Consider the following 14601-nt stretch of genomic DNA (forward strand, 5'->3'; position numbering starts at 1 on the left):
GATACTTCAGGCTCCAGCCTTTATCGGAGCCTCAAGCCCATGGCGCGAATCCCGCCAGGGTCAAGGATAAACCCTTGTTTTTTCAATCCCTCAAGTGCAATGGCGGGTGCGGAGATCGAGATGCTGCATCCTGGCAATTCTTTTTTTAAGCTTGCAAGGGCGTGATGCAACAAGGCGTTTAGTAGCGCGTTCTGGTCGTCGCCAGGACAGGCGGCGAGATTCCAGAGATTGGCATTTAAGGCCAGGTCACTCGTGGCTCGAATGAAGCCAACCAGCGTTTGATCGCGCTCGTCGACGATGCTGAGCTGCCAGAGGCTGCGACTAAGAGCTAAAGACCAACGCTCCTCGGGATGAGCGGGCTCACCGCATGAGATCAGCAGCGCGTTGATTGCCTCACCGCTCGGATAGGGCTCAGTCTGCAACCGGTAGTGGGTAGGCAGTCTTGGTGCAGCGGCTTGCTGCCGGAATGGAAGCGGTGACACTCAGCCTGTATTGCGCATGCCTGCAGCGATGCCGTTGATGGTGAGAAGTGCACCGCGCAGGAGCTCGCTACGGCTGTAGGTGCGTCCGTCTCCGTCGCTGCTGGGCGATTCACTCATCGGAGGTTGACGGTTTTGATCTCTCAGGCGACGCAACAACGCAACTTGAAGAAAGCCAAGCGGAACGATCGTGCGATTGCGTAGATCAACCGAGAGCTGCAGGGCGGGATCGGCATCAAGAAGCCTCTCCTGGCCTGTGATGGCCAACACAAGCTCCTTCGTTCGTGCGTATTCCTCGGCTACCGTCGCGTAAATCTGTTCAAACGCTTCGTGGTTCTCAGCACTGCCCAAACTGGTCACGTAATGACGCGCTAAATCAAGATCCACCTTGGAGAGCGTCATCTCCACTTTGGAAATCAGCATGCGGAAGAAAGGCCAGCGCTGATGCAAGGTGCGCAACAAGGTGAGTTGGTCTGGATCGGCCTCCAGCTCTTCACTCAGGGCTGAACCAACTCCAAACCAGCTGGGTAGTAGGAAGCGGCTCTGGGTCCAACCGAACACCCAGGGAATGGCCCTCAGACTGGAAAGGTCCCGAGCGCCTGTTTTCCTTCGTGCGGGGCGACTGGAAATCTGCAGTTTGCTGATTTCCTCGATGGGAGTGACCTGTTGGAAAAAGGCGACAAGATCAGGGTTGTCGTGCACCAAGGCCCTGTAATGGCGCCGTGAGCTCTTGGCGACCCGGGACATCAATTCATTCCAGCTCGGTGTTGCATCGAGTTGGTTGGTCACCAGGCTGTTTTGGACAACTGCGGTGGTTACTGTCTCAAGGTTGTAGAGGGCCAGCTCCGGCAAGCTGTACTTCGAGGCCAGGACTTCGCCTTGCTCCGTAATTTTGATGCGTCCCTGCAGAGTGCCACTTGGCTGAGCCAAGATCGCTTGGTAGGCCGGGCCACCACCACGCCCGACAGACCCGCCACGCCCGTGGAATAAACGCAGGGCAATGCCCTGACGAGATGCCAAATCTTGCAATGCGATCTGGGCTTGATGGATCTCCCAGTTGCTGGAGAGAAACCCTGAATCCTTATTGCTATCGGAGTATCCGAGCATGAGCTCTTGCAGAAGCAGCCCCTGGGTGCCGACCTTGGGCAACAAATCTCGATAGAGCGGGGTCTGGAATAGTTGCTCCATCACCTCAGGGGCCCTTTGCAGATCTTCCACGGTCTCGAACAGTGGGACGACAAGGAGGTCGGCATGGCGGGACGACGGATCAACCAAGCCCGCTTCTTTTGCGAGCAGAAGCACCTCGAGTAAATCGGAGACGCTGTGACTCATTGAGATCACGTAGGTCCCACAAATACGGCTACCGAATTCATCCTGCAAACGGTGGAGCATCCGGAATACGTCCACCGTTTCAGCTGTGGCCGCAGACCAGCTAACAGCCGGTGGAATCAAGGGACGACGCGTTTGCAATTCCTCCATCAACCAGGCCACTCGCTCCGCCTCGTCCATCTCTCCGTAGGCACGATCTGGATTGATGTAGCGGCTTAGTTCGTCAAGGGCATCACTGTGTCGCGTGCTTTCTTGCCGAATGTCGAGACCTGCCAGTGAAAACGCAAAAATATGCACTTGCGTGAGCAGGGTGTCGAGGGGTTCACAGCTCAGATCTGTGTTGACCAAGCTGGTGCGGATCAGTTCGAGCTCGCTGCGGAACTCAGCAATCGAGCCGTAGTGGAGAGCATCACTTGGGGCGTTACCTGGAGTACTGGATGGCAATCCTTCAGGCGGGGTTCGCCAACCGGCATCAGCCAGTTGCTGGTTGCGCAACTGTGTGAGACGTAAGCGCTCCAACACGAAGCTGAGCTTGAGCCGATAGGGCTCAAGCCGGTATCGGGTGGCACGCTCCTCATAGACATCTGGGAAGCGCAGTCGGTCCATTTCCAAGGATTCGAGCAGTGGAGCACTCACCTGGCTCCATTGCATGGAAATGCTGAGTTGATTGCGAAGGTGTTGAACGGCGCTCACGTACCGGTCAAGCATTAACTGGCGTTGATAACAGGCTGTACGCCAGGTGATTTCAGTGGTGACGGAGGGGTTTCCATCCCGGTCGGATCCCACCCATGATCCAAACGTGCAAAACGATGACGAAGGAACCCTGACGTCTGGATAGCTCGCCGCAAGGGACGCGACGATCCGCCGCCGCAGCTGCGGCATGGCATTGAACAGAACCTGCTGGAAGTAATGGAGGGCGTAGTCCACTTCATCCAGAACCGATGGCTTGAACTGATGGAGCTCATCGGTTCTCCACCAAAGCCGAATCTCTTCTTCCAGCTGAAGTCGCACGCTGTCTGTAGCCCCTGAGGGTGTCAGTGGCTGCGTCTCAAGTTGCTGCAGGAGACTGGCAACGCGTCGCTGTTTATGGCGCACGGTATGGCGCACGATCTCCGTGGGGTGGGCCGTGAAGACCAAACGGATATCGAGTTCTTGGAGCAGGGCCTCAAGCTGGGCTGGAGGAACGTTGAGTCGTCTCAGGCGTTCAAATAATTCTCTAAACGTTGCCGGTTCGGTCTGGGTGGCTAGAGGCGGGGCAAAGGGATCGAATTGCTCTGCCTGGTCTTGGGATCGATTAATGCTCTCGAGGTAGGTGTCCTCTTCGATGCGTTGTTCCAGGATGTTGACGAGCTGGAAATACAACGAGAACGCTCTTGCGGCAGCGATGGCCTCGGCAAGATCCATCTCTTTAATGAGATCAATCAGTGCATCGGTTCCAGCTGGATGCTCGCCAGGAAGGACCGGATCACTGAGCTGCTTCATTCGCAGCAGTCGCTCGGCCTGCTCCGGTGGACATTCGCTGCGCAGAACCGTTCGCCACAGGTCTTCAACCAGAGCAAGCCGTTGCTGCAGGAGCTGTCCACCGCCTGCTTCGTTGCCATCAGCCCTGGGCTGTGTGCTCTCAGGAATCAGGGCTGAGGACGAATGCATCGATGGGAAACCGCTATCAGATGGAATCATGATCATCCCAAAGCGTCAGCGAGGAATCGGTCGACCGGCTGTTCTTCCTGTTCCATCTCGAGAATTCCCGTGCGGAATTCCTCTTCAAGGCTGCGTCCACTCTCGATTCCTTTGAGCCAACGCATGGCTTGATTCCCTTCTGCGAGAACGACTTCGAGAGGAAGCAAGCAAGATGCAAGGCCAAGCTCGTGCGCTGCAGGCATCACGGCGTTGATCATGTCCTTGAGCCAGTCACGACATAACCGTTGGCGACCATCACGCCAATCATGCAACTGTGCATCGAGGCTATGCCTGGCGGCAGCGGCGTCATTGCGATCGCTGAGCACCATGAGCTGGTCGGCGCTCAGGTCACTTGCCTTGAAGGGGTCGAGTTGTTCGGGCTCCCGAAGCAACATCAACACGCGCAGTTCCATCAGGGCAGTAATCGCCAGCAGCAGATCTGGATTGGTGACGAGATCGCAGATCCGTAGCTCGAGCCGGTTGAGGTCAAAGGGCCGCTGTGGACCATTGGGACGGACGGACGTCCATAGATGGCGCACGTTGTGCATGCGCCCCTCCACCAGCTGGATGTCAGTCCATTCAACGAAATGCTCGAGATCGCGAAACAGGGGGACCTGTTTGGGAGTGAGGGGGAATTGCAGCCAACGTTGTGAATGGGCGCCGGTGATCTGGCGGTTGAGAAAGGGTGAACTAGCGCTCAGGGCAAGCAGAAGGGCTGCTTCACAACGCACAAGCCGAAGAGCGGGAAATAAATCGGCCGGTTCACTGATCCCCAAGTTGATATGGATGCTGGCTGTGACGACCGTGGTGCCATAGGTGGCTTCGATCAGGTCGTGATAAGGGTCGTTTGGATTGGATCGTTCAAATCGCGTGGCATCTCCCAAGGTGAGAGTGCTGCCTGGGAGCAAGGTGAGATCACGTTCTGCAAGCCAAGTCCGTAGGCGCCGGCGGGGGGCTAGAAGGGCTTCTTTGAGTTTTCCATAATCGGATTCAGGCTCTGTGATGTATTCCAGATTGCGGTGGTCGGGCTCCACGCAAAATTCAGTGAGATCCTGCTTGACCAGCTCTGCTACACCAACGTTTTCACCGGTGCTTCGACCGGTGAACAGCTCTACTTCAAATCCTTTGAGTCTGAGTTTTTGGATCATGACTTCGCATCCTCAAGGCAAGCGAGAGCGGTGAGCATGGCGCGGGCCTTGTTCAGGGTTTCTTGATACTCAGAAGCAGGGTCGGAATCGGCGACGACGCCAGCGCCAGCTTGCACTTGAATCTTCCACCCCCCCTCAGGGTGAGGACGGACCACCATCGTGCGAATGGTGATAGCCGTGTTGAGAGCGCCGGCTAGATCTACGGAACCGTAGACGCCGGAGTAAGGCCCTCGAGCATCGGGCTCCAACTGATGGATCAGCTGCATGGCCCTGATTTTTGGCGCGCCGCTCACCGTTCCCGCCGGGAACGAGGCCATCAGCAAATCCCAGATGTCTAGTCCTTGAGCCAAGCGTCCTTCAACTTGGCTCACGATGTGCATGACATGGGAGTAGCGCTCGATCACCATCAGCTCCTTGACATCCACCGTGCCAGCGGCGCAAACCCGGCCTAGGTCATTGCGGCCAAGGTCAACCAACATCACGTGTTCAGCCCGCTCTTTGGGATCAGCAAGAAGATCCACTTCAAAATTTCGGTCTTCCAGTTCATTGCGCCCGCGTGGGCGCGTGCCAGCGATGGGCCTCAAGCTGGCACGAATACCTCCCTGGTCTGGTTCTGCCTTGACCATCACTTCAGGGCTTGAGCCGATCAGGTACCAGTCCCCGAAATCAAAGAAGGCCATGTAAGGGGATGGATTGACCATCCTCAAGCTCCGGTAGATCTCTAAGGGTGGCTGCGAGACGCGTGTTTCCAGCCGTTGGCTGATCACGAGCTGGAAGGCGTCTCCTGCGGCGATGTGTTCTTGGGCCGTGGCAACGGCTTGTTGATAATTGTCTGGGGATCGATTGCTCTCTGTTTCAGGGGTAGGCCTCGCATCAGGCTTCCAGCGCAGGGGACGCACTTGGGGGAGAGGTGATGCCATGCGGTTTTCAAGCCCATCGATGCGACCCATGGCTTCGTCCCAGGCCTGATCTGCGGTCTTGGCCGCGGCCCTCGTGCTGCTCAAATCTCCGTAAGCCACAGCCGTGATCAAACGCTTCACTTGATCGATGATCAAGATGCTGTCCATCAGCATCCAAATGCCGTCAGGAGGGGCGTCCTCGTCGGCTTGATGCACGGGAACGCTGGGTTCAATCCAGCGGATCAGCTCATACCCCCACATGCCATACAACTGGCCAAGGGGTGGCAGCCCTGGGAGAGAGACGGGCTTGTAGGCATTCGTGCATTCACGAAGAACGTCGAGGGGATTGCCTTGAAAGCTCTCTTCGTAGCCGTCTCGCCAGCGGCGGGTTAGGGCATTCCCTCTGGCTGAGAGGGTCCATAAAGGATCACAGGCAATCACACTCCAACGTCCAAGGTTCTCGCCACCTTCGACAGATTCGAGTAAGACCCCAGGCGGGTGGCCTTCACCGACCTTGAGCCAGGTGGTGAGAGGGGTTTCCAGATCAGCGGGCCAGCTATGGGCTACGGGAATGAAGGTTGCCCCGCAGCGTGCTGCTTCAAAAAAGGCGGAGCGGTCGGGGCAGAGCATGAGGAGATTGTCGCAACCGACCGCTAGGCATCATGGCCGAACGCGGGTCAGGAGTCGAACGTATTGCGGCCGCTGAACTTAATGTTTGCGGGATTGGGATTCGCTCCGATTCTCCTGGGGTTGTGTCCCACCATGGGCCGTCCCTCGTTGACCTTCTCCGAGAAGACACCATCCAATGGATGGAGGAACTCGGTGTCACCACCAGGGAAGATCCGATAGATCTTGAAGTCTTCGATCCGAGGCTTGAACTTGGTGCGGAGTTGGGTGCCTAAGGCCAAGCACTGTTCTTTGCGGGCGAAATACATGATGTTTTCGCCAGAAACCATCATCGCGGCTCCGCCTGTGGGCAGTTCAAAGGCTTGCGCGCTTTTGCTGGTCCAGGTGATCGCGTACTTCTCTTCCGTTTCAGCGGAATTGAGCAGCCCGCCGGTGCTTCCGATGTACTGGGGGAGCTGACCGGTTAAAGCGGATGCTGTCATAGCTTTCCTCGGAATTCGGCATGCCGTGATGTCAAAAAATTAGCATCGCGGTTCTGCTCTGATCGCCCTTCTGGCCTGGAAGCTTCACACCCGTCAACAATGCGGAGATAAAGGGAAAAATACAGTCAAACCACGATCTCGTCGCTGGGTGAGTCGGCCTCCTAGCCGGGCGAGTAAACGCCGGGTAGCGGTCTGACTGAGCTGCAAACTTCCCGTGTCTGGATTCCAGCTCAGTACGGGGCCAAGTTGGGCGATGGGTTCTGGACTGGCGCCCTCTTCTCCACGTTCTGCAGGACTCTGGCCATGCAGTTGCAACTTGAGACGTGCTCCAGCGGGTTGCAGGGTTAGAACGAGCTGGCTTCCACTGGGAAGACCTCGACTGCAACGGTCGACCAGGCCTCCCAGCATCGGCTCCAGGCGACTTGGATCGCTGAGAACGTACGGCAGGTTGCTGGCGATGGAAAGACTGAGCTCGATGCCGCGCCGCTGGAGCTGCTGTTCCCAGGAGGGCGTTAAGAGGCTGATCATGCTGCCGAGATCCGTCTGAGCCAGCACGGAGGGCCTTTCTGGCTGGCGTTGTAGTTCTGCCGCCTGAAAGATCAGGCCAAAGCGGTCAATTTGTTCGCTGCATTCGGTGTCGATCATCTGAAGGCGCTTGATCGCGGTTTCGGGCAAGTCATTGCGCCTCAACAAGGAGCGGATCAAGGTGCGAATCGTTGAAAGAGGTGTTCGCACTTCATGGGCGATGGCCTCAAGCAAGGACAACTCCTCATCCACCTTGTTCGCCGCTGAATCTTGTTCACTCGTTTTTTGTGGGTGCTGTTGGCCCTCGGCAGGAGCTGATGCCGATGCCTGCAAGGTCACGGTGGGAGCCATGCTCGCGAGTCGCACCGCCAGGCTTGGCCAGAACGTTTGTCCGAGGGCACAGCTGCTTTGCAGAGGGCCGAGCGCTTCGAGGGCTTGATGAAGAGTCAGTGCTTGATCGGGGGCATCCTGTTTCAGCCTTTGTTCAATCAGCCCAAGCACGGTGCCAAGGGTTTCAGGCTCACTGCGCATGAGCAGCTGCCGTTGGTTTGGTTCTCCATGGAGGGCTAAGGCAATTTGCACCTTGGCTGTGATCACAACCAACAGCGGGTCGTGGCTGTCCCCCTCATGAAGGGGCAGGTGCCTGAAGGTCGATGCCTGGAGTGACTGGGTGGCTCCTCCCTGGCTGTTGCCAGCTCTCAAGAGGTCTGCAGGCAGGAGGCTTGTGGTGGGCGAGGTGAGAGCTCCGAGTGCCTGCGGTCCCCAGACCCATCCCTGAAGGCTGTTCAAGAGCTGGGGTGAATACAGCGCGGGCAAGGGGGCAGCAAGCCAAACGCCAGCAGGGGCTTTTTCGTTCTGTTGAAGCGTTTCCTGAAGCGTTTCCAACGCAGCCCACCACATCCGCCGCGCCGTTGAGTCATCGGAGCATCCCGCGCTCACGCCCTGGGCCATCTGTTGGTGAATGCTCTGGAGCAACATCACTGGCTCATCGGTTCAGGGAGCGCTTGGAGCGCCTTGACACCGAAAGACATAGGCCTAAGGCGAGGAAATTCACGACCATGGCGCTTCGGCCGTAACTCATAAACGGAAGGGGGATGCCAGTCACAGGACCCAGGCCAATGGTCATGAAGATGTTCACGACCACTTGAAACATCAGCATGGTGGCGACACCAATCACCACGAGTGATTCGAAATCAGAACGGCTTTGCCCTGCCACCTGCAGGAGGCGCCCCATTAAGAGGGCAAATCCGATCACAACGAGCAGCGTTCCTAAGAATCCAGTCTCTTCCCCAAGGGCACTGAAAATGAAGTCGGTGTGTTGTTCAGGAATAAAGCGCAATTTCGTGAGTTGCCCTTGAAGCAGCCCCATCCCAAACAAGCCACCCGATCCAATGCCAACGGTGCTTTGCAACAGGTGATAGCCACCCCCGAGGGGGTCTTTGGCCGGGGCCAGAAACAGTACGAGGCGATCACGCTGATAGTCCTGTAAGCCGTGCATCCACATCCAAGGGGTGACGAGGGCCGCCGCCGATTGCACGATCATCACCAGTGCGAGCGCCACCCGTTTCCAGGGCAATGATCGGTAGGCAATGATCATGGTTAAAGGGATCCAGGCCGCGAGTCCCCAGGGGAACAGGCCTGCGAGTAGGGCCGTCGCCAAGGGTGAGAGCAGCAGTACGAGCCACTCAATCGGCATGCCAGACCAATAGAGCATCGTGAGAAGCAGCGCTCCAAAAACGAGCGATGTTCCGAGATCAGGCTGGATGAACACCAGCAACCAAGGAATCGAGATGATTCCCAGCGGACGCAGCAGATCGACGGGCCGTTCGACAGGGTGCCGATCGAGCACGGCCGCCAGCAAAAGAATGGCCGACAATTTGGCAAACTCGGACGGCTGCACGTGCACTCCGCCAATGCTGATCCAGCGTTGAGCGCCGAGCGCAGTGGTGCCGATCAGGCGAACGGCCACCAGGCTGATCACCGTGATGGCGTAGATCGGAATCAGCAGTGGTTTCAGCCGAAGCAAGGGAAGCCGGGCGAGCACCAGCGCGATCACAACTCCCACGGCAGCCGTGATCCAGTGGTGATACCAGTCGGCGTAATCAGCTTGGCGCTGGGTGCTTGCGATCAAGAGACCCGCCACCATGACCATGGCGAGGGGGACACCCCACAACACCGGCTCCTTGAGTCGCCAGCCTTTGCGGCGGCGGTTGAGAGCGAACAGGCTGTGTTCACGACTCATCGGGCCCATTTTCATGCTCAGCTGATCGCTTGAAGGCTGTTGGCAACTGTCTCAGCCAGCTCTTTGAAGGCCTGTGCACTCACGGAGCTGGGGTGGCTGATGCTGATAGGCCGGCCTTGATCGCCTCCCTCTTGCACAGACATTTCCATCGGGATCTGCGCTAAAAGAGGCACGTCGAAGGCGTCCGCCAATGTTTGTCCGCCCCCGGATCCAAACAAGGCATAGCTCCTGTGGGGCTGATCTGGTGGGATGAAGGCGCTCATGTTCTCAACGACGCCGAGAACCGGGACGCCCATCTGAAGGAACATGGCCAAGCCTCGCCTGGCATCTTGCAACGCCACTTTTTGCGGCGTGGTCACGATCACCACTCCTGCCATGGGAACGGCCTGGGCCAGGGAAAGTTGGGCATCGCCAGTTCCAGGAGGAAGATCGACAACCAGCACATCGCGCTCGCTCCAGTCCACCTGATAGAGAAACTGTCGAATAATCCCGTTCAGCATCGGTCCACGCCAGATGACTGGTTGGTTTTCTTCGATCAACAACCCCATCGAGACCACGGCGACCCCGCAGCTCTCCAGTGGGATCATCCGCTGCTCATCACCAGAGCCATTGACCTCGGGGCTTTGATCGGCAACTCCAAGCATGATCGGTGCATTAGGGCCGTAAATATCAGCATCGAGTAAGCCAACACGCAGTCCCTGTTTTGCCAGGGAGCAAGCAAGATTGACCGCCACGGTGCTTTTGCCGACGCCTCCTTTCCCACTGCTAACGGCAATGACTTGTTTGACCCCTGGGATGGGCTGGCGTTCGGCTGCTTGGCCATGGCCGGCTTGACCAATGCCACCTTGAGAAGGAGGGGTGCCTACTTCAATTTGGACGTCCTGAATGGTTTCAAGGGCTAAAAGTCGTTCCCGTGCCTCAGCGACGATCCTGTCCCGTTGGCCTTGGGCAAAGCCAGGCAGATTGAGACGGAGCACCGCTCGGGGGGGATCCACTCGCACACGATCCAGCCAGCCGAGATCCACAACAGAGCGATTGCTCCCTGCATCCACAATCCCTTTAAGTAACTCAGCTGCCTGTTCTGCTATGGCCATGCATCTGTTGCGTTGGGATGGATCCTAGGGGCGCCGCCCATGACAGTCCTTCACACATGCTTGTCGGGACCGCTGTCAGGCTGAAATGGTCGTTTGATCGTTCATCGCCATTTCATGGTTCGCTCTCTCCTTAAGCGCCTCAAGGGCAAGGTCTTGCTCTCCTCGGATGCCACTGGGGAGAGACCACCTTCCGATTCCCGCACGCGAGCCAGGGCGCTGGTGCAGGGACTCCAAGATGAAATTTGCGCTGGTCTCGAGCAACTGGATGGCAGCGCCCATTTTCAGGAGGAGAGTTGGGATCGTCCGGAAGGAGGTGGTGGACGTTCGCGGGTGATGACCGAGGGGCGGGTGTTTGAGCAGGGAGGGGTGAACTTTTCCGAGGTCCACGGCAAAGAATTGCCACCATCAATCCTCAAGCAGCGTCCTGAGGCCAAAGGGCATCCCTGGTTCGCAACCGGAACGTCGATGGTGTTGCACCCTCGCAATCCCTTCATTCCGACCGTTCATTTGAACTATCGCTACTTCGAGGCGGGCCCTGTTTGGTGGTTTGGAGGGGGTGCCGATCTCACGCCTTTTTATCCGTTCCTCGAGGATGCCCGCCACTTCCACCGAGAGCACCAGCGGGCCTGTGATTCCATCGACCCCAAGCTTTACACCGTGTTTAAGCCTTGGTGCGATGAATATTTCTTCCTGAAGCACCGCCAGGAGACAAGGGGGATCGGGGGGATTTTCTACGACTACCAAGATGGAAGTGGTCGCCTGTATCGAGGCCAGGACGCAGAGGGACCTGCGGCGCGTCAAGCCGCAGAAATTGGCGCGTGCCCACTGGGTTGGGACCAATTGCACGACCTGGCGCGCGCTTGTGGACAAGCCTTCTTGCCTGCCTACACCCCGATTGTGGAGAAGCGCAATCCACTCCCCTATGGAGAGAGAGAACGTCAATTTCAGCTCTACCGGCGTGGCCGCTACGTGGAATTCAATCTGGTCTGGGATCGGGGCACGATTTTTGGATTGCAGACCAACGGTCGTACGGAATCGATCCTGATGTCTCTTCCTCCGATGGCACGCTGGCAGTACGGCTATCGAGCCCCTGAAGGATCACGGGAGGAATTGCTCACAGACCTGTTTACCCGTCCGCAGGATTGGTTTGCAGATTCGACCCTTGAGGACCGTTGCCGCCCTCATCAGGCGATCGATTAACGCCTTGCTCCAAGGCATCCACCACACGTAGCGCCAAGCATTCAATGGTTTGGAGTTGCGTGTTGGGGTCGCGGAGCTTTTGCTCTAAGGGCGGTTCCAGCATTCCAATTTCGAGAATGCCGATTCCCCGCCGTGGCCCGCCTAAACCACCTCGGAACAGTCTCGGGAAGCGCCCAAAGGCCTTGCCCAGGCTTTCATCAACCGTGTTGAGGGGTCTGTTGATGGCTGGGATGAGGCCTGAGCCGAATCCATAGGGGCTATAGGCATCGAAATGAATTTCGAGGATGTATTCGCCTTTGGCTGAACGCACCCTCGCCTGCGACCAGTTGGTCTTGGGGTGATTGTCATTCCGGATCGTGAGCGCCGGTGGGTTGTAGGCGCTGATATTGAGAGCTCGGGCCTTCCCTTGGCGAACCACGGCCTTTTGAACCTTCAAATTCCAGTACAGCTCGTCGCGCATGCGTGCATCCATCGGAGCTTGCTTCTTCACTCCAACAGCAAATCCAGGCGTGCCTGCACTGTTCATCCCCTGGGAGTCGGCATGCCCCGCCATGACGACTATGGGGGCGTCTTTTGCCATAGGGGTGGTCCCCACCCAACGGCCAGGCTTACGGGTCCTAGCTCCCAGCAACGGGTCAGGGTTGGCTGGAGCTTGGCAGGCTGATGGCTTAACAAGCGTGCTGTCTGTCTTCGCAGCGGCGCTGTCTGGACTCAAAAGGTTCTGCTCTTTTGCTTGCGTGAGCACCAGGGCGGCCATGGTCAGCACGGTGACGCCGATCGGGATGGTGACCCGTTTGCGCTGCAGCCAGGCCGGAATGGGGGGCATGGGTTTCAGATGGGGGAGGAGAGCAAAGAGCCATCGCTGGCGAGTTCAAGGGGTTCGCCTAAAGCCAGCTCGAGGGCGATCAATTCGTCGCGGTGCGCACGAAGCCTGAGGGTGCTTCCTTCTTGGGGTGCTGGTTCGATCAAACGGATTTGGATGCTTTCCTGACGGGCCGCTCGTCGGCTGTAAACCCAACCGGCGAGGGGCCCAAGCAGGATGAGCGAGAGCGGCCACCAGCCAAGCGATGGGTTGAGCTCACGCAGCACGAGCCCAAGGCAACCTGCGCCAACCCCGCCGAGAATGGAGAGCAACATCGCTAATGGGTTGCTGGAGGCCACGCGACCGCGATATTCGAGCAAACAACGCTCTGCATCGCCGCCATCGCGAATCCAACCGCGACTCTCGAGCCACGTGCAGAGTCCTTCCATGACTTCAAGCGCGGGCCTTGGGGAGTGCACCTCCACCACGGTGGTGCGATCTTTGCTGGCGGCTCGCAAGAAGAACACGAGTCCAATGGCCAGCAGCAGGGTCAGCAACAATGTGGATGTCTGTGTGGTTGGCATCCGCCGCGCTTGGTCTTTTGGCCCACCTGTTCTAGGTGGTCACGGGGTCATGTTCGAGGAGCCAGCGCTGCCATGGTTCCATCAACCGCTCAGCCTCGGCTCTGGCCTCCTCATGGAGATGGAGCATGCGGCGAGGACGGCCGCGGCTTGGACAGCGCTTGCTGTAGCACTCGAGCAGTTCTTGCTGATTTAAAAAGTCAACGGCCTGGTGCAGGACGGTTTCAGACACGCGCAACTGTGGATGTTCCCGTTGAAGTCTCTGGAGCAGTCCAGAGGGATAGCTGTCGTGTTGGAGAAGGCAGGCCAGGATCCAGCACACCGCCAGTTCGAGATCTAAAAACAGTGGTGGTGGTTGCTGAAAATAATGTTCGATATCGGCCAGGCAGTTGTGAGTGGCGCTGCGACGGTGGAGCATAAAGCCGATTGATCTCAAGTTGGTCTAGCTCGGTCTCGGTTTGATTTTCAAGCCGCGAATGGGAAAACATTCCGCGTGCGGACAGGAGGTCAAAGTGGTGAGCTGAGTCCCCACTTCTCTGTTGCCATGACTGACATCACTGCACAGCCTCGAGCGTTTGCTGTTTTCGATGGCGATCTTGATGCGGACTGGGCGGAGCGTTACAGCCATGCCACCGCTCTCGCTGTGGATACGGAAGCGATGGGTTTGATTCATGGACGGGATCGTCTCTGTCTGGTTCAAATCTGTGATGCCGAAGATCAGGTGTCCTGCGTTCGCATCGCCCTGGGGCAAACCGAGGCTCCACGCCTTAAAGCGTTGATGGAACAGGCCTCGATCGAGAAGGTGTTCCATTTCGCCCGCTTTGATGTGGCGGCGCTGGCGACCGGGCTGGGCATCAGGGTGAACCCCATTTTCTGCACCAAGGTTGGGAGTCGGTTAGCTCGCACCTACAGCCCTCGCCATGGACTCAAGGAGGTGGTGATGGAGCTGGTGGGTGTGGAGCTGGATAAGCAGGCCCAAAGCAGTGATTGGGGTCGTGTGGATGAACTCAGCCACACCCAACTCGCCTATGCGGCGAACGATGCGCGCTACTTACTCCCCGCCCGAGACCGCCTCAAGGAGATGTTGCAGCGTGAGGGTCGCTGGGACCTTGCCGAGCGTTGCTTTGGTTGCATTCCGGTGATGTCTGATCTCGATCGCTTTCGCTTCACCCAGACCTTTGAGCATTAAGGCCCTGGCCTCTGCCGTGCTGGTGGCCTGGACTTCAATCCTCCAGCATGAATTTCTCATCCAGGGGCTCTGCTTCGAGCAAGCGGTCGAGGACTTGCCCCTGATCGTGTTCTCCTTGTGAGCGTTCGTTTTGTGCGTCTGCAAGCAGGGTTGTGGCCACCTCTTTACGGGACGTCAAATCCTTGGCGCCTATCTTGCTGGCAGCCAGTTCCACCCTTCGGCGGGCTGACGACTGGCTGATGCCAAGTTCGGTGGCCAGTTCCGCGCAGAGCCTGAGGTAGTCATGGTCCTGAATCGCGGGCATGGCTGAAGGACGATTGCCTC

At 57.8% G+C, this 14601-nt stretch carries 14 protein-coding genes; 2 read left to right on the top strand and 12 right to left on the bottom strand.

The genetic code is table 11. The features are described 5' to 3' along the window. Positions 1 to 20: 20 nt before the first annotated feature. The 8 genes from SynROS8604_RS02935 to SynROS8604_RS02970 form a co-directional block, all read right to left on the bottom strand. Positions 21 to 482 (bottom strand): N-acetyltransferase, encoded by a 462-nt coding sequence (locus SynROS8604_RS02935; RefSeq protein WP_186545068.1) that lies wholly within the window; start codon positions 480 to 482, stop codon positions 21 to 23. Further along, on the bottom strand, positions 483 to 3494 hold the full coding sequence (gene ppc, locus SynROS8604_RS02940) for a phosphoenolpyruvate carboxylase (RefSeq protein ID WP_186545069.1): 3012 nt from the start codon (positions 3492 to 3494) through the stop codon (positions 483 to 485). Next, positions 3491 to 4636, bottom strand: a complete 1146-nt coding sequence (gene gshA / locus SynROS8604_RS02945) for a glutamate--cysteine ligase (protein WP_186545070.1) — start codon at positions 4634 to 4636, stop codon at positions 3491 to 3493. The genes ppc and gshA overlap by 4 nt, the downstream gene beginning before the upstream one ends. Continuing rightward, positions 4633 to 6165 (bottom strand): anthranilate synthase component I family protein, encoded by a 1533-nt coding sequence (locus tag SynROS8604_RS02950; protein WP_186545071.1) that lies wholly within the window; start codon positions 6163 to 6165, stop codon positions 4633 to 4635. The genes gshA and SynROS8604_RS02950 overlap by 4 nt, the downstream gene beginning before the upstream one ends. A 47-nt stretch (positions 6166 to 6212) precedes the next feature. Continuing rightward, complete coding sequence (locus tag SynROS8604_RS02955) at positions 6213 to 6644, bottom strand: photosystem I reaction center subunit II PsaD (RefSeq protein ID WP_038014855.1); 432 nt, start codon at positions 6642 to 6644, stop codon at positions 6213 to 6215. A gap of 93 nt (positions 6645 to 6737) precedes the next feature. Continuing rightward, entirely contained in the window at positions 6738 to 8147 is a 1410-nt protein-coding gene (locus SynROS8604_RS02960) for a sensor histidine kinase KdpD (RefSeq protein ID WP_186545072.1), read from the bottom strand. Between the two features lie 7 nt (positions 8148 to 8154). Continuing rightward, the gene (gene rodA, locus SynROS8604_RS02965) at positions 8155 to 9426 is read right to left on the bottom strand and encodes a rod shape-determining protein RodA (protein WP_186545073.1); all 1272 of its coding nucleotides are present in this window, start codon (positions 9424 to 9426) and stop codon (positions 8155 to 8157) included. Positions 9427 to 9428: 2 nt separating this feature from the next. Continuing rightward, entirely contained in the window at positions 9429 to 10505 is a 1077-nt protein-coding gene (locus tag SynROS8604_RS02970; protein ID WP_186545074.1) for an Mrp/NBP35 family ATP-binding protein, read from the bottom strand. 114 nt (positions 10506 to 10619) lie between these two features. Between SynROS8604_RS02970 and hemF the strand changes: the two genes are divergently transcribed. After that, a complete protein-coding gene (gene hemF / locus SynROS8604_RS02975) occupies positions 10620 to 11705 on the top strand; it encodes an oxygen-dependent coproporphyrinogen oxidase (RefSeq protein ID WP_186545075.1) in 1086 nt (361 codons plus the stop codon). Here hemF and SynROS8604_RS02980 read toward each other — a convergent pair. Genes SynROS8604_RS02980 through SynROS8604_RS02990 form a run of 3 tightly spaced genes read right to left on the bottom strand, consistent with a single transcriptional unit; the run spans position 11632 to position 13506 of the window. Next, complete coding sequence (locus tag SynROS8604_RS02980) at positions 11632 to 12531, bottom strand: N-acetylmuramoyl-L-alanine amidase (protein WP_186545076.1); 900 nt, start codon at positions 12529 to 12531, stop codon at positions 11632 to 11634. The genes hemF and SynROS8604_RS02980 overlap by 74 nt on opposite strands. Before the next feature lie 5 nt (positions 12532 to 12536). After that, entirely contained in the window at positions 12537 to 13091 is a 555-nt protein-coding gene (locus SynROS8604_RS02985) for a cofactor assembly of complex C subunit B (RefSeq protein WP_186545077.1), read from the bottom strand. 31 nt (positions 13092 to 13122) lie between these two features. Continuing rightward, entirely contained in the window at positions 13123 to 13506 is a 384-nt protein-coding gene (locus SynROS8604_RS02990; RefSeq protein ID WP_115070716.1) for a PadR family transcriptional regulator, read from the bottom strand. 126 nt (positions 13507 to 13632) lie between these two features. Between SynROS8604_RS02990 and SynROS8604_RS02995 the strand changes: the two genes are divergently transcribed. Further along, the gene (locus tag SynROS8604_RS02995) at positions 13633 to 14277 is read left to right on the top strand and encodes a ribonuclease D (RefSeq protein ID WP_115070782.1); all 645 of its coding nucleotides are present in this window, start codon (positions 13633 to 13635) and stop codon (positions 14275 to 14277) included. A 34-nt stretch (positions 14278 to 14311) separates the two neighbouring features. Here the strand turns inward: SynROS8604_RS02995 and SynROS8604_RS03000 are convergent, their stop codons facing one another. After that, entirely contained in the window at positions 14312 to 14581 is a 270-nt protein-coding gene (locus tag SynROS8604_RS03000; RefSeq protein ID WP_186545078.1) for a hypothetical protein, read from the bottom strand. Between the last annotated feature and the right edge of the window lie 20 nt (positions 14582 to 14601).

Source organism: Synechococcus sp. ROS8604 (assembly GCF_014279655.1).
Classification (GTDB): Bacteria; Cyanobacteriota; Cyanobacteriia; order PCC-6307; family Cyanobiaceae; genus Synechococcus_C.

Bases quoted from the DNA above. Each gene is read 5' to 3' on its own strand.
- SynROS8604_RS02995 (WP_115070782.1), top strand. From the start codon at position 13,633: ATGACTGACATCACTGCACAGCCTCGAGCGTTTGCTGTTTTCGATGGC.
- ppc (WP_186545069.1), bottom strand. From the start codon at position 3,494: ATGATCATGATTCCATCTGATAGCGGTTTCCCATCGATGCATTCGTCC.
- SynROS8604_RS02990 (WP_115070716.1), bottom strand. From the start codon at position 13,506: ATGCTCCACCGTCGCAGCGCCACTCACAACTGCCTGGCCGATATCGAA.
- gshA (WP_186545070.1), bottom strand. From the start codon at position 4,636: ATGATCCAAAAACTCAGACTCAAAGGATTTGAAGTAGAGCTGTTCACC.
- SynROS8604_RS02950 (WP_186545071.1), bottom strand. From the start codon at position 6,165: ATGCTCTGCCCCGACCGCTCCGCCTTTTTTGAAGCAGCACGCTGCGGG.
- SynROS8604_RS02980 (WP_186545076.1), bottom strand. From the start codon at position 12,531: ATGCCCCCCATTCCGGCCTGGCTGCAGCGCAAACGGGTCACCATCCCG.
- rodA (WP_186545073.1), bottom strand. From the start codon at position 9,426: ATGAAAATGGGCCCGATGAGTCGTGAACACAGCCTGTTCGCTCTCAAC.
- SynROS8604_RS02955 (WP_038014855.1), bottom strand. From the start codon at position 6,644: ATGACAGCATCCGCTTTAACCGGTCAGCTCCCCCAGTACATCGGAAGC.
- SynROS8604_RS02985 (WP_186545077.1), bottom strand. From the start codon at position 13,091: ATGCCAACCACACAGACATCCACATTGTTGCTGACCCTGCTGCTGGCC.
- SynROS8604_RS03000 (WP_186545078.1), bottom strand. From the start codon at position 14,581: ATGCCCGCGATTCAGGACCATGACTACCTCAGGCTCTGCGCGGAACTG.
- hemF (WP_186545075.1), top strand. From the start codon at position 10,620: ATGGTTCGCTCTCTCCTTAAGCGCCTCAAGGGCAAGGTCTTGCTCTCC.
- SynROS8604_RS02970 (WP_186545074.1), bottom strand. From the start codon at position 10,505: ATGGCCATAGCAGAACAGGCAGCTGAGTTACTTAAAGGGATTGTGGAT.
- SynROS8604_RS02960 (WP_186545072.1), bottom strand. From the start codon at position 8,147: ATGTTGCTCCAGAGCATTCACCAACAGATGGCCCAGGGCGTGAGCGCG.